We start from the raw sequence: 15,120 nt of genomic DNA on the forward strand, positions 1-15,120 counted from the left end.
AACTATTTAACCATAGTGCTTAACGTTTTGTATACCAACTGGGTGGGGAGCCCCACAACATTAGGGTAAGACCCTTTAATCTCTTCAATTGCGGTAAGGCCTATCCATTCTTGAATACCATATGCACCTGCTTTATCATAGGGTTTGTAAGTGTTAATATAATAACGGATTTCTTCGTCGGATAAATTCCGGAACTTGACCCGGGTAATTTCATTAACTACTTTTTGACTGTTGGGTGTAGTAAAACAAACCGATGTTATGACCTCGTGCCAATCTCCGGATAGCGCTTTTATCATTTCGTAGGCTTCTTCGGCATCTGCTGCTTTGGCCAATGAAATACCATTGTGCCAGACTACGGTGTCCGAAGTAATCAGAATCTCTTCTTTTTTCAATGCCCCGTCAAAAGCATCTGCTTTCAATTTTGCTAAATAATCGCTAATCTCGCTTCCTTTTAATTCGGGAGGGTAAATTTCATCTACCGATTTTAATCGGACCTCAAACGGAATCCCCATTTCTTTTAAAAACTGATGTCTTCTTGGGGAGCCACTGGCAAGTATGATGGTGTGTTGGTTCAGGTTGAGCATAATTAATCGTTTGCCGCGCTAAAATTAGTCATCCAATGCCCTTTTACTTTTAAGACTTGTTCTATAACATCCCTTACGCAGCCTTCGCCGCCGTTTTTATGGGAAACATACATAGATCTTGCTTTTACTTCCGGTACGGCGTTCTGCGGGCAAGTGGGTAGGGCAACGGTTTCCATTGGTGGAATATCCGGAATATCATCACCCATATAAAGCATTGTGCTTGGGTCAATACCATGCTTGTCCATATACTCTTTCAGGACATCCATTTTATGGTGCGCGCCTAAATAAATGTCCGTAACTCCAAGTTCTTTTAATCGTTTACGGACTCCTTCGTTGGTTCCTCCTGAGATAATACAGATTTTATACCCTTTCTGAAGGGCGGTCTTAACCGCATAACCGTCTTTAACGCTCATTCTGCGGAGCATTTCTCCTTCGGTAGTAATGATTAGGGTACTGTCCGTAAAAACCCCATCTACATCAAAAATAAAAGTATCTATGTTCTTAAGGTATTCTTTATAACTCTTTTCCATATGTTTTTTCTATTGATTTGCTGAGCAGTTCATAGACCGCTTTGTACTCGGGATTATTTAATTGTTCTAAGTGATTTGATATGGTATTGTGGTCTCCTCTTCTAGCTGGGCCCGTTTGGGCATCAAAAGGAGATAGGTTTTTTATTTTTTCCGCTGTTTCTTGAATAAGCGGACTCAATATTTCAAAAGGCACATTATTCTCTTTGCAGATTTCAGAGCCAACATGGTACATGTAGTTTGTAAAGTTATTTGTGAATACAGCGGCAAGGTGAAGGCTTTTGCGTTGTTCCGTGCTTATTTCATAAACATTTTCTGAAACCAGATGGGCGAGTTTTTTTAACAAGGCCAAATCGGCTTCGTCATTCGCTTCCAGGCAGACGGGAACATTTTTAAAATCCAGCTCATTAGATTTGCTAAAAGTCTGTAATGGATAAAACACTCCTCGTCTTTGGTGCGTAGAGAGCGCGCTCATTGGAGTATTTCCAGAGGTATGAACAATTAAACTGTTGTTAATTGTAATTTCCTGTGAAACAGAATTTATAGAAGAATCACTTAAAGCAACAATATAAATGTCTGAAAATTTTAATCTAGAGAAATCCGTTGTGGTCTTTTCTTCCGTTCCAAAGGCTTGAAGCGCCTCTTTGTTTCTACCTATTACCTGAACAATTTCAATCTCTGCAGAGTTGGAAAAAGCCCTGAAAAGGTGGGTGGCAACATTTCCGGTTCCTAAAATACTAACCTTGATCATGCAGCGAAAATAAGCATATATTTATGTATTGTTTACTTTGGATTGTAGAAAAGTGAAGAAACGAGAAGTTGTTTTTTTACGGTTGAGGGTGCGTATGCAAATCTGAGATGTCTGTGTTATTTGCAATGAATAGGTTAGCCTTTTATGCTTTATGAAAAAGAGTGATTTCTTAAAACGAATTTCTTAAAATTTTCACTTATAATTAACAGTTTTGATAAGACTTTAGGTCCGTCTATCTTCCTCTAAATAATAAAAAGGGCGTATTTTTGCATGCTGAAAACCATTTTAGCTGCTGCTCATGAACATGCTCAAAAAATTCTTTTTCTCCACACGTTTAATGTCCGTTCTTTTTATAGTGTTTGCAGTGGCCATGGGGCTAGGTACTTTTATTGAAAGTAAGTACAGTACCGAGACCGCAAGAATCTGGATTTATAATACTTGGTGGTTTGAGGCTATTATGGTGTTTTTTGTCATCAATTTTATTGGTAACATGTTTAGGTACCGTCTTCTACGATGGGAAAAATGGGCAGTTTTAACGCTTCACCTTTCATGGATTTTTATCATAATTGGAGCGTTCGTTACGAGATATATCAGTTATGAGGGTATGATGCCTATTAGAGAGGGGCAATCAGAAAAAGTATTCTACTCGGATAAAACATACTTGACAGCTTACGTAGATGGAGAGATTAATGGCGAGGCCAAAAGAAAAACTTTACAGGAAGATTTAATAGTAACTGCCCAAGATATCAAGTCTAATTTACCATGGAAGTCAGATTTTAACGGACAGCCGTTTACTATTTCCTATGCCGGTTTTATAGATGGGGCCAAAGAAGGAATGATTCCGGATGAAAATGGTAAGGAATACTTAAAGATTGTTGAAGCTGGAGATGGCCAGCGCCATGAGCACTTTTTGGAAAGTGGCCAAGTTTCTAGCATTCACAACGTACTTTTCTCTTTGAATAAGAGAACGGAGGGAGCAATTAATATTTTAGAAAAGGATGGTGCTTACGAAATAGAATCTCCTTTTGAAGGTAGTTTTATGCGTATGGCGGACCAATTTCAAGGTCAGTTGATAAAGGATAGTATACAGGAATTGCAGTTACGCTCTTTGTATGCAACCGCCGGGATGCAATTTGTTATACCGGAGCCCATAGTTAAAGGCTCTTACGGCATAGTAAAAGTTCCGAAGAACGAAATAACGGATGCTACTATGGATGCTATGATTGTAGACATTACCGTAAACGGCGAAACAGTACAGCAAAAATTACTGGGTGGTAAAGGGGTTTCTAATTTTTCGGATAAAATAAATGTGGGTGGATTGGATTTTAGTTTGAGTTATGGCTCCAAAGTATATGAACTTCCGTTCAGCATTAAACTAAACGATTTTATTGCAGAAAAGTATCCGGGAACCGAGCAAGGGTACAAATCCTTTATGAGTAAGGTTACAGTTGAAGATGAGCGTCCTTTTGACTATAAGATTTTCATGAACAATATTTTGGATCACAAAGGATACCGGTTCTTCCAATCTAGTTTTCACCCGGATGAAAAAGGAACTATTTTATCGGTAAACCATGATCAATGGGGTACAGGTATAACCTATTTAGGGTATTTCTTGCTTTATATTGGTTTAATGGGGATTATGTTCTTTGGAAAGACCCGGTTTAAGGATTTGGCCGTGTCATTGGAAAAATTAAAGAATAAAAGGGCAAAACTTACAACGGTTCTTGTTTTGGGTATGTTGTTGAGTACCAACGCCCAAGAACACACCGCAGATGACGGCCATGACCATGGGGTTAGTATGGCGCCAACACAGTCTCAAATAGATTCGCTTTTACAGACTACGATTGTTTCTGAAGAGCATGCGGAGAAGTTTGGAAAACTTGTGATTCAAGACGAAGGAGGTCGTATGAAGCCTATAAACACGTTTTCTTCGGAATTACTAAGAAAGCTAAGTTTAAAGGATGTGTATAAAGACATGAATGCCGATCAGGTGTTCTTATCTATGATGCTGAGTCCGGCGGCATGGTACAATGCACAGTTTTTGGCCGTTGATAAAAAAGGGAAGAACGATAGTATCCGTCATGTAATAGGTATTCCCGAAGGCCAAGAGTTTGTAAAGGCAACGGACTTTTTTGACAAAGAAGGAAACTATAAGTTAGAGCCCTTTTTGGCAAAAGCCACATCAACAAATATCCCGAATAAATTTGATACCGATATTAAGGATGCCAATGTTCGGTTAAGCCTTTTGGATCAAGCCTTGAGTGGTCGTATCATAAAGATTTTTCCTTTGTTGAACGATGAGAATAACAAATGGATTTCGGCGATAGAATATAGGGGAGGGCAGTATCAGGTTTCGGATTCGCTCTATGCCAATTTTATAAAAAATTCGCTGCCTTACTACCTCATGACATTGCGCAAGGCAAAAGAAACGGGAGATTATACCAATGCCGATAAGCTTTTGGATGCCTTTAAGCAAAATCAAAAGAACCATGGTAAGGAGGTGCTTCCATCGGAATCTAAAATCAATACGGAGGTAATTTATAATAAACTTGATATTTTCAATTCCCTATATCGTCTTTACGCTTTAGTAGGTGTAATTATGTTCTTTGTTTTGGTGTTTCAGATTTTTAAAGACCGTTCTATATGGCGTATAGGGGTTTATGCTTTAAAAGGCACTATTTTTATCTTGTTCCTATGGCATACGGCCGGCCTTGTATTGCGATGGTATATATCTGGTCATGCGCCTTGGACAAATGCGTACGAAAGTATTCTTTATGTATCATGGGCAACCATGGGAATGGGTCTTCTGTTTGCCAGAAAGAGTGATATGACCATTGCAGCATCGGCTTTTGTTACAAGTATGTTACTTGCTATTGCACATTTAAATTGGGTAGACCCTGCAATTTCAACCTTGGTACCTGTATTGGATAGTTATTGGCTTATGGTTCACGTAGCTGTAATTGTTGCCAGTTACGGCCCATTATCCGTAGCTATGATTCTTGGTTTGGTTTCTTTGTTACTTATGATATGTACCAATAAGAAGAACAAAGCGGTAATGGACCTGAACATTAAAGAACTGACTATAATCAATGAACTTTCTATGACCGTAGGTCTTGTGATGCTTACTATAGGTAATTTCTTGGGCGGACAATGGGCCAATGAGAGTTGGGGTAGATATTGGGGTTGGGATCCAAAAGAAACTTGGGCACTAATTTCTATTATGGTATATGCCTTTGTGGTTCACACACGTTTGGTTCCTGGTTTAAGGAGTAGATGGACTTTCAATTTTCTTAGTGTTATAGCATTTGGAAGTATTATGATGACATATTTTGGAGTAAATTATTATTTGGTAGGTCTTCATAGTTACGGACAAAGTGGCGCAGCCGCTATTACTCCAGATTATGTTTGGTATATAGCTTTAGGAGCGGTAATTCTTGGTGCCATAAGTTATTGGAGGTATAGGGCAAACTATGTGAAATAGGATTACATTTCCATTAGATTTTGAGATAATCACCTAAAATCGAGTCATCTTTTTACTGTTATTGTAATTTTCGGTCTATTTTTTATAGATTTAGCATACTTATTGCTGTAGAATGAAGATGATAACAGAAGATATTGAATTATTGAACGGTATGAAAGAAGACAATAATGCTTCTTTCAGAGCGGTTTATGAGAAATATTCAAAGGTGTTATTTGTATATGCTTTCAATATTATAAAAGAGAGGACCATTTGTGAGGATATTATTCAAGAAGTTTTTATTTCACTCTGGGCCAAAAGAAAGACGACCAATATTTCTGCTTTAAAACCCTATCTGTTTCAAGCGGTAAAGTTTCAGGTATTTAATCATTTTAGGAACAACAAACTTTCTACAGAAGATTTAACACGGTTGAATATTATAGATGTTTCCATGAATGTTTCGGGGGAACTTGAATATTCGGAACTCAATCAAATAATTCGTGATCATGTTGCCAAACTGCCCAAAAGGTGTCGTCATATCTTTGTATTGAGCCGGTACCATCACAAATCCAACAAAGAAATTGCGGAAGAGCTTCAAATATCCGTTCAGGCCGTAAAAAATCAAATTTCAAAAGCACTGGCTTTTCTTAGAAATCACCTTCAATTAGAAGAGGCCGTTATTATATCGCTTATTCTTCTGCATTAACCAATCTAATATCCTTTCAACCTTCCTGAATATTAGTGTGTTATCCGCATTTTTAAAAATCATTCATCGACTTTAAAGGTGAGAATATCTTAATTTTTTCACTTATATTTTATCAATTTTGAAAAATAATTGACTTTCAACGTGTACCATCGCATTAATTAGGGTACTTAATAGTAGTATCGTTATTTAATTGCGACCCAGATGAATGAAAAAAAGGCAAAAAAGCTTTTCAAAAAATACGTAAATAACAATTGCTCTCAGGTGGAAAAAGAACTCTTAGAACGGTTCCTAGAATCCTATCAAGGTGAGGATGAGCAAATGTCAAACTTTAAGTTTGATGGACAGGTAAAACAAGAAATATGGAACAAAATAGCTAAGAAAACCGAGTCACCTACAAAAACAAGAAATATCAATTTTAATCGCTCTGTTTTAAAGTATGCAGCCATTTTTATTGGTGTGGTAGGACTAGGGTTAGTTTTTAATTTTTTGAGAATTCAGGAAGATAAATCTCCTGAACTACTAATAGAGGACAATGCAATTGTATTAAAAACGAGTAATAATCAATCCAAAAAAATAATTGTAGGTAACGGCGAAGCTATTACGGATGCAGATGGAAACGTTCTGGCTTCACAAGATAACGACCAAATTGTTTATCATGGTAAACCAACGCAAGAGTTGGTGTATAATGAGATTATTATCCCAAAAGGAAAAACATTTGAATTAAAGCTGTCGGACGGCACCTTGGTACACCTAAATGCAGATACCTCTTTAAAATATCCCGTAAGTTTTGTTGAAGGAAAGGATAGAAGGGTATTCTTAAAAGGAGAGGCTTATTTTGAAGTGGCCAAAGATTCATTACACAAATTTGTGGTAGAGGCTAAAGATATGGATGTTCAAGTTTTAGGAACCCATTTTAATGTTAGCAGTTATGCCAATGAAGAAGCGTATGCCGTACTCGCAGAAGGTAGTGTGGCCATTAGCGATAAACGCGAAGAGACAATGAACGAGGACTTAAGTTTCCTAAAACCGGGCCAGAAGGCAGCAATGACAGAAGGCGCTTTGGTCATAAGTGAAGTTGATATACATGATTATTTAAACTGGCGAAACGGAGATCTAACTTTTAATAACGAATCCTTTAAGGATATTATTAAAAAAATTGAAAGACGTTATGGAGTCCGTATTGAAAACGGATATACGGAGTTAGAAGCGGTGCGCTTTAGAGGATATTTTGAAAATGAAACCATACAGGACCTGCTTGATACTTTTAAGGAAAGTGCAGAGTTCGATTATGAAATAACCAACAATCATATATTAATTAAAAAACCAGTATAACCATGACTTAACTTAAAGAAAAAAATCGGGAAACGCTGCCACGTTCCCCGATCAAGAGTGATTTTAATACTAGAAATAACAAATCAAAATCCTTTAAAAATATGGAAAAAAAACCATTGTTTTTCATTCTATTGAAAAACATTCTTAACAAGAACCGAACAGTGAAAATCTCCATTCTAATGTTTGCTTTTGCCTTGTTCAACCTTCATGCGAATTCCTATTCGCAAAACAAGAAGGTTTCTATTGAGGCAAACAATGAGACTATTGAAAGTGTACTTAAAAAAATAGAAACGCAAAGTGAGTTTAGATTCTTTTACAAAACAGGACAGCTCAATGTTGCTAAAAGAGTGACGATCAATATAGATAAGCGCCCTATAAAAGAAGTGTTAGGCGTATTATTTGGAGAAGATGTAACCTATACTTTAGTTAAAAATCAGATTGTTCTCAAAAATAAAAAACCTTTAAAAAACGAGAATAAATTACTATTATCTGATAGAATTAAGGAAGAACAACAGACCATAATCGGGGTAATTACAGATGAAACCGGTGTGCCTTTGGCGGGGGCAAATGTGGTTGAAAAAGGTACTACTAATGGTGTTACAACAGATTTTGATGGAAATTTTAGTCTGGAATTAAGCTCTGATGATGCTATTTTGGTGGTCTCCTATATAGGTTTTGCTACTAAAGAGATACCGGTTAACGGGCAAACTTCATTAACCGTTCAGTTAGTAGAAAGTGCTGCTGGATTGGACGAGGTTGTTGTAGTAGGTTTTGGCACACAGAAAAAAGTAAATGTAATTGGTTCGGTTTCTCAGGTATCCTCCAAGGATATTGAAAATAGACCGGTTACTCAAGTATCGCAAGCCATTACAGGTCAAATGCCAGGGGTTACCGTAGTGCAACGTTCGGGTAGGCCAGGTCAGAGTGGAGGAAATATAAGTGTTAGAGGTGTTGGTTCTTTTGGAGCTACGCCAGATGCTTTGGTGTTGATAGATGGTATTGCGGGGAGCATGAACGACATTAATCCGGATGATATCAAATCCATTTCGGTATTAAAAGACGCTTCTTCAGCAGCTATTTATGGGGCACGTTCTGCTAATGGGGTTATCCTTATTACCACTAAAAATGGTAGCGAGAATAAATTTTCTATCAATTACAACAGCTATGTAGGGTTTAATGCCGCTACCGAGCTTCCTGAATTTGTTAATTCTTGGGAATATGCAGAAATGTACAACATAGCTTCTGGTAGCAACAGCTTTTCTGCGGAAGACATAGCAAAATATAAAGCTCAGGATGACCCGGATAATTATCCGAATACAAAATTTCTGGAGGATCTTTTCTCTAAAAACGGTGTTCAGACGTCCCATACGTTAACCTTAAATGGAGGTGATGAAAAGAACAAGTATTACGTTTCTGCAGGTATTTTGGAGCAGGATGGTATCGTACCAAAAAATAGCTTTAACCGGTACAATTTTAGAATGAACCTTCAGAACAAGTTGGGCAGTAAGTTTGATTTGAGCACTAGGTTTTACGGCTCTGTAGAGAAGAGGGAAGAACCACAAGTAACGGGTAACAAGGGTTCCGGATACCAAGGTGAAAGTGATAGGGCCAGTGATGCCACCAATAACGCAGGAAGTTTCGTTACGCAACTGGTATCCAATGCAGTTAGATATCCGGCAATAGAATTGGGTCAGGATTCTCAAGGTAATTTTGGTATTGGCCCTGAAAGTGGAGGTACACCGGTTGCTTGGTTGGCTTCTGATTCTTATTTGGAAAACCCACGTACTAAAGCGGGAATAAATGTAAAGCTTGATTATAAACCTAATGACAATTTGGTGTTTTCGGCCATAGGCGGATATAATTTCACTTTACATGAGGAGCGCTCATATTACGCATCTCAGCGACTTAATGATCAAATTAACCTGGGACAGTCCTATTTAAATCAATATAGCAATAAGGAACTTTATAAAACACTTCAATTTACGGGAGAGTGGTCCAAAGAAGTAGGCGTTCATGACTTTAGTTTTTTGGGAGGTTATTCTTTTGAAAACGAAGAGTTTTCGTTTTTCAACGGATACCGTCAAGATTTTGCGAGCAATGACTATACTGTATTGGACCTAGGAAGTGCTGAAAACCAACAGACGGCAGGTTTTGATGCAGAATGGGCTTTGCAATCTTTCTTTTCCCGTTTGAAATATAGTTTTGATGAGCGCTATCTTTTTGAGGCCACATTGCGTTATGATGGGTCTTCTAGATTTCCTAAAAGTAATAAGTACGCAGTTTTCCCGGCAGCGGCGTTTGGTTGGAGAGCATCTCAGGAATCATTCTTACAGGAAGTAGATTGGCTTTCTAATTTAAAGGTTAAAGCTTCTTGGGGCATTTTAGGAAACCAGAATATTGGTAACTATCCGTACCAAACCGTTTTAGCTTCTGGTCGTGATTATTCATTGGGTGGCGGACTTTCAACTGGTGCGGCGTATTCTACGTATCGTGATGCCAATATTAAATGGGAATCTACAGAAACTACTGATATTGGTCTTGAAACAGGGTTTTTTGATGGAAAACTAACTTTTAACGCTACCTATTTTAGAAGAAATACAACAGATGTTCTTTTTAAACCATCTTCCAGTGTATCCTCGGTATTAGGAGTTGGTATTAGTGAAACCAATACGGGTGCGGTTAAGAATACCGGTTGGGAATTTGATATAGGACATAGGGGAAGTAAAGGTGATTTTAGTTATTCCATTAACGGAAACTTCTCGGTAATAGAAAATGAGGTCGTTACATTAGGTTTGGGTAATGTAGACCAGCCCAATGGTTACGTTGGTAACGGATCGGACCTTTTTATCGGTTTTCCTATGCAAATGTATTATGGATATGAGACGGACGGTGTTTTTCTTAATGACGGCGAAGTTTCTAGTTGGGCAGATCAAACTGCTGTAAATCCTGGTTCGCAAGCTGGTGATTTCAGATATAAGGATATTAGCGGTCCTGATGGTGTACCGGATGGAAAGGTTGATCCTACCTACGATCGTAAATATTTAGGTAGTCGTATACCAAAGTATACGTATGGGGCCAACATCAATTTAAATTATAAAAACTTTGATTTCTCTTTGTTCTTACAAGGTGTTGGTGGTGTAAAAGGAGAGTTGACCAATTACGCCGGATATGCATTTTTCAATTTGGGTAATATTCAAAGATGGCAAATGGAAGGTAGGTTCGATCCGGAAAATCCGGTACGTTACCCAGAGTATCCTAGGCTAGAGGTGGTTACGAATAGTGGTACTCCAAACACGACAACCTCTGATTTTTGGGTGATAGATGCCGGGTACCTAAGGGTTAAAAACGTACAATTGGGCTATAACTTTTCATCATCGGTTACCGAATTGGTAGGCATAGACAACCTAAGAGTATATCTGGGTGCAGAAAACTTGCACACTTTCAAATCTTACAGAGACGGGTGGGATCCTGAAATTAATTCATCAGGTGGTTATTACCCTATTTTAACAACGTACACCTTTGGTTTAAACTTAAAATTTTAGAACAATGTCAAATACTTTATACACATATATAAGTCGTATTCCATCTTTTGCTCGGTTCATTATTTTGGGCTTGGCAGTGGTACTTTTTTCAGGTTGCGACAAAGAACTGGAACAATTTCCGAGCAACGCTTTTGCAAAAGATAATTTTTGGACATCGGAGTCTAATGCAACTATAGCTTTAACAGGTGCTTACCGCGGTGCCATTGAATACGGAACTCAGGTAGTGCCATCTGATTGGTGGACCTATTGCGGAATTGTTTTTATGGAGTTCGCAACGGATAACGCGTATGACCGTAGAGGGGATAACTCTACTCAAAACCGTTTGACGAACGGCACGCTTTTACCCAACAATAATGTTATTAACGGATATTGGAAAGGTTCTTATAAGCGAATTGCCATTTGTAACGATTTCTTGGAAAACGTGGGTAATGTTGATATGGATCAATCCAAAATTGACAGAATGAGTGCCGAGGTACGTTTTCTAAGGGCGGCCACCTATTTCTATATTACCCAGTTCTGGGGTAGTGCTCCTTTAGTTACTACCACATTAACTCCTGATGAGGCAAACAATGTTGATAAAGCAACAAAAGCAGAATTGGTTTCTTTTGTAATTAGTGAGTTGCAGGCCGCCGCTGCAGATTTACCATCGTATGCGGAATTGTCCGGTACGGAGGCAGGTAGAGCCAACAAGCAGGCGGCTTTGGCTTTCTTGGGCAGAATGTACCTGGGGGAAAAGAACTTTGCGGAAGCATCAAAGGTGTACAAAGAAATTATCGATATGGGTGAGAATGTGATAGATCCAGACTATGCTTCTCTCTTTACTCCGGCCAATGAAGGCAGCAGTGAAAATATTTTCAGCACACAATATTTTGGCGGCCAAGCCGGTAATGCATTACCACAACATGCTTATCCTGCTGTGTCTTCTGGTTGGCATATTGTCAACCCTTTAGGGAGTCTGGCAGATGCTTATGGTTTTGACGACGGTACACCACTATCCTATGATGACCCTAGATTTGACTATGATGATATGGGAGCCAATAGAGATCCAAGGTTCAGGTATAACCTACTCTGGGACGGCTCTACTTTTGGGGATAAGATTTATGACTGTCACCCAGATCATACTGAATCTTTAGATCAGTTAACCTATTCTAAACAGGCAACGAGAACTGGGTACGGACTACGTAAGTTTTTTGACGAGTCTTTCAGTGGAAATCTAAGGTCGGATTATGGAGGCAATCTCCCGATTATTAGATATGCCGAAGTTTTATTGAGTTATTTAGAAGCAGAACTTGAGGCGGGTAATCCAATAACACAGGCTTTACTGGATGAAACTATTAACCAAGTGCGTGGTCGTGCGTCCGTAGGGCTTCCGCCTATAACGGAAACTGATCCGGCGGCGCTTCGTCCTATATTAAGAAATGAAAGAAGAATTGAATTAGCGTTGGAAGGTCAACGTCTTTGGGATATTTTTAGATGGGACATTGGTGACGAAGTTTTAACCGGTGATTTTTGGGGAGCTCCTTTTCCAAATTCCACATTATATCCAACAACATCAAAGAAAATTGACCCACAATCCAGATGGTTTGTTACTTCAAAAAACTTTAGGGCAGGTGTAGACAATATTTGGCCTATTCCAGAGTCTGAGGTAAATGTTAACCCTAAATTGGGTAATTAAGATGACCATAAAAAGGAGAAAGTTTATACAGAACCTAGGACTTGCCGTGCCCATGTTGGCAAGTCCTTTTAACCCTATTTTGGCAAAGGATTTTGTAGAAAATACCGCTTTTGATACAGCAAATGATAGTTTTAAAACTGATTTTACAAAGCTGAACCAAAGGGTATGGATAGGGAGTTCTTTCTGGGCAGTGCCCATGGAAGATTGGGAAATAAAAAACAACAGATTGGAGTTTTCCGGTGTGGAAAAGCAATCAAGGCTTCACATTTTGACTCATATTCTTAACGGCAATCAGGGAGATTTCATGCTTTCGGGTAATTTAGGTTTGTTGCAGAATAAGGGGGATAAAGGAGGCGTTGGCTTTTCGGTTGGTATAAAAGACTATACGGATCCTAATAGTGTTAAAGCTGCTTGTTATTTTGGAAAAGGTATTTCCATAGGGATAAATCTAGAAGGAGAAATTTATATTGATAAGCAGAAGGAAAAGCTACCGGAGGGATTCGGTTTTCAGAACTTCTCTTTACAGTTAAAAGCACAGAATAAGAAAAAAGAAACTGAGCTTACGCTTCTGGCTACTGATGCAAATGGGAAGACAGCAACGTTAAGACATACGCTAGAGGGTAACCTTAGTGGGCTAGTGGCTTTAGAGAATAAAGGAAATGAAAAAAAAGAAAGCACTTTTTGGTGGGCCGATGTAAAATTATCGGGCTCAAAAGTGCAACACAAGGCGGAAAATAGTTTTGGCCCCATTTTATGGGCAATGTACACCCTTTCTAGGGGTAAATTAAAACTAACCGCACAGCTTCCGCCAATTGGCGAAAAGGATTCCCAAAAAATAGAACTTCAATTTTTGAGAAACGGAAAATGGATAAAAGAAGCAAAAGGGCAAATAGACCCGGTAACTTTTATATCTATTTTTTCTGTGGATGATTGGGACGCCATAGAAGATATAAAATATCGTTTGCGTTACACATTGGATAAAGAACGCCATGTGTATGAAGGCGTTATTCGTAAGGAGCCTTTGGATAGACCTCTAACTTTTGGGGGACTAACCTGCCAGCATGCTATGGGATTCCCATACCGCCCTTTAGTAGAGAACTTGAATAGGTCTAACCCTGATATGCTATATTTTTCAGGAGATCAGTTGTACGAAGGCAACGGTGGTTATCCTATAAAGAGACAACCGGAGAACAAGGCCATTCTCAACTATTTGGGTAAGTGGTATATGTTCGGTTGGGCTTTTGGTGATGTATTAAGGAATAGACCAAGTATCTGTACTCCAGATGATCATGATGTATATCAAGGTAATCTATGGGGAGAAGGTGGTGAAGGTATTGGTTTTGAAGAGTGGGAAAAAGTCCGCGATGCTCACGGTGGTTTAGTTCAAACTCCAAATTTTGTAAATGTGGTTAACAAAACTCAATGCGGTCATATGCCCGATGCTTTTGATAAAGCGCCTATGAAATCTAACATTAGTACATGGTACACGCACTTGGTCTATGGTAATGTAAGCTTTGCTATTGTAAGTGATCGGCTTTTTAAATCGGGGCCGGAAATGGTTAGGTCCGGAGAGGGAAGAATAGATCATTTAACGGCACCGGCCAAACCCGGCGAACTTGAATCGGAGGACCTGGATTTTATGGGGCAAAGGCAACTAGACTTTTTAAATGATTGGGTGGCGGACTGGAAGGGAGCGAACATGAAAGTATTGCTTAGTCAAACCCTGTTTTCTAATGTGGGTACGCACCACGGGCCAACAAAAGAATTTTTGTTCGGAGATCTAGATTCCGGTGGTTGGCCAAAAATCAAAAGAGACGAAGTAATAAGGACTATTAGAAAAGCATGTGCTTTTCATATTAATGGTGATCAACATTTACCCTTTATGGTACAATACAGTATAGATGAACCTAGGGATGCAGGGTGGACGTTCTGTACACCGGCTATATCTACGGGGTATCCAAGATGGGGGCAACCGGATTCGGTTAATGTACCTTTTACCGATAGACCGGAACATGGTCTTCCTAATACAGGCTGTTATCGTGACGGATTTGGAAACGATAATTATATCTATGCAGTAGGAAATCCTACGGATGATTTTGAAGAAGAGTATGACCGTTACCAAAAAGCACAGAAAAAGGCTTCAGGTTATGGGCTGGTTACTTTTGATACTAAGAAGCGTACTATAAAAATGGAAGCAATCCGCTTTCTTGCTAACTTAGATATCGATTCAGAAAAAAACACCTACCCGGGCTGGCCATTAACAATTCAACAGACAGATAATGATGGCCGAAGACCAATAGGGTACCTTCCTAAGTTGAACACAGAATCGGCCAACCAGTTACTAAAAATTATCAAAGAGGACACCAAAGAATTGGTGCACGCCATGCGTATGAAAGAGAATAGTTATACGCCCTCCGTATATGAACAGGGCAAATACACTTTGGTAATAGGAGAAGGAGGCAAGGAAAAAACCATAAGTGGTATAGAAATAACCATTGATCCTAAAAAGTCTATTTCCGTCTAAACAAAAAGGAATAAATTTGAAA

At 38.8% G+C, this 15,120-nt stretch carries 9 protein-coding genes; 6 read left to right on the forward strand and 3 right to left on the reverse strand.

The annotated features are described in order from the left end of the window. Window positions 1-2: 2 nt before the first annotated feature. The 3 genes from KO513_RS02895 to KO513_RS02905 are packed head-to-tail and all read right to left on the reverse strand — an operon-like array spanning window position 3 to window position 1,862. Complete coding sequence (locus tag KO513_RS02895) at window positions 3-584, reverse strand: Maf family nucleotide pyrophosphatase (RefSeq protein ID WP_215912219.1); 582 nt, start codon at window positions 582-584, stop codon at window positions 3-5. Between the two features lie 2 nt (window positions 585-586). Continuing rightward, window positions 587-1,114, reverse strand: a complete 528-nt coding sequence (locus KO513_RS02900) for a KdsC family phosphatase (RefSeq protein WP_215912220.1) — start codon at window positions 1,112-1,114, stop codon at window positions 587-589. After that, window positions 1,098-1,862 (reverse strand): Rossmann-like and DUF2520 domain-containing protein, encoded by a 765-nt coding sequence (locus KO513_RS02905; protein WP_215912221.1) that lies wholly within the window; start codon window positions 1,860-1,862, stop codon window positions 1,098-1,100. Before KO513_RS02905 ends, KO513_RS02900 begins: the two co-directional genes overlap by 17 nt. 298 nt (window positions 1,863-2,160) lie before the next feature. Between KO513_RS02905 and ccsA the strand changes: the two genes are divergently transcribed. The 6 genes from ccsA (at window position 2,161) to KO513_RS02935 (ending at window position 15,098) form a co-directional block, all read left to right on the forward strand. Beyond that, window positions 2,161-5,343 carry a cytochrome c biogenesis protein CcsA gene (gene ccsA, locus KO513_RS02910; RefSeq protein ID WP_252735655.1) on the forward strand — a complete coding sequence of 1,061 codons (3,183 nt, stop codon included), beginning with the start codon at window positions 2,161-2,163 and terminating at the stop codon, window positions 5,341-5,343. Window positions 5,344-5,455: 112 nt separating this feature from the next. Then, window positions 5,456-6,025, forward strand: coding sequence for an RNA polymerase sigma-70 factor (locus KO513_RS02915; protein ID WP_215912222.1), 570 nt, complete (start codon window positions 5,456-5,458; stop codon window positions 6,023-6,025). 201 nt (window positions 6,026-6,226) lie between these two features. Beyond that, window positions 6,227-7,357: a FecR family protein gene (locus KO513_RS02920; protein ID WP_215912223.1), complete on the forward strand. Its 1,131-nt coding sequence runs from the start codon at window positions 6,227-6,229 to the stop codon at window positions 7,355-7,357. A 101-nt stretch (window positions 7,358-7,458) separates the two neighbouring features. Further along, window positions 7,459-10,899, forward strand: coding sequence for a SusC/RagA family TonB-linked outer membrane protein (locus KO513_RS02925; RefSeq protein ID WP_215912224.1), 3,441 nt, complete (start codon window positions 7,459-7,461; stop codon window positions 10,897-10,899). A gap of 4 nt (window positions 10,900-10,903) precedes the next feature. Then, window positions 10,904-12,574 (forward strand): RagB/SusD family nutrient uptake outer membrane protein, encoded by a 1,671-nt coding sequence (locus tag KO513_RS02930; RefSeq protein ID WP_215912225.1) that lies wholly within the window; start codon window positions 10,904-10,906, stop codon window positions 12,572-12,574. Window position 12,575: 1 nt separating this feature from the next. Then, a complete protein-coding gene (locus KO513_RS02935; protein WP_215912226.1) occupies window positions 12,576-15,098 on the forward strand; it encodes an alkaline phosphatase D family protein in 2,523 nt (840 codons plus the stop codon). Window positions 15,099-15,120: the final 22 nt, after the last annotated feature.

Source organism: Zobellia sp. B3R18 (assembly GCF_018860715.1).
GTDB classification, from domain to species: domain Bacteria; phylum Bacteroidota; class Bacteroidia; order Flavobacteriales; family Flavobacteriaceae; genus Zobellia; species Zobellia russellii.

Bases quoted from the DNA above. Each gene is read 5' to 3' on its own strand.
- KO513_RS02895 (WP_215912219.1), bottom strand. From the start codon at position 584: ATGCTCAACCTGAACCAACACACCATCATACTTGCCAGTGGCTCCCCA.
- KO513_RS02900 (WP_215912220.1), bottom strand. From the start codon at position 1,114: ATGGAAAAGAGTTATAAAGAATACCTTAAGAACATAGATACTTTTATT.
- KO513_RS02905 (WP_215912221.1), bottom strand. From the start codon at position 1,862: ATGATCAAGGTTAGTATTTTAGGAACCGGAAATGTTGCCACCCACCTT.
- ccsA (WP_252735655.1), top strand. From the start codon at position 2,161: ATGAACATGCTCAAAAAATTCTTTTTCTCCACACGTTTAATGTCCGTT.
- KO513_RS02915 (WP_215912222.1), top strand. From the start codon at position 5,456: ATGAAGATGATAACAGAAGATATTGAATTATTGAACGGTATGAAAGAA.
- KO513_RS02920 (WP_215912223.1), top strand. From the start codon at position 6,227: ATGAATGAAAAAAAGGCAAAAAAGCTTTTCAAAAAATACGTAAATAAC.
- KO513_RS02925 (WP_215912224.1), top strand. From the start codon at position 7,459: ATGGAAAAAAAACCATTGTTTTTCATTCTATTGAAAAACATTCTTAAC.
- KO513_RS02930 (WP_215912225.1), top strand. From the start codon at position 10,904: ATGTCAAATACTTTATACACATATATAAGTCGTATTCCATCTTTTGCT.
- KO513_RS02935 (WP_215912226.1), top strand. From the start codon at position 12,576: ATGACCATAAAAAGGAGAAAGTTTATACAGAACCTAGGACTTGCCGTG.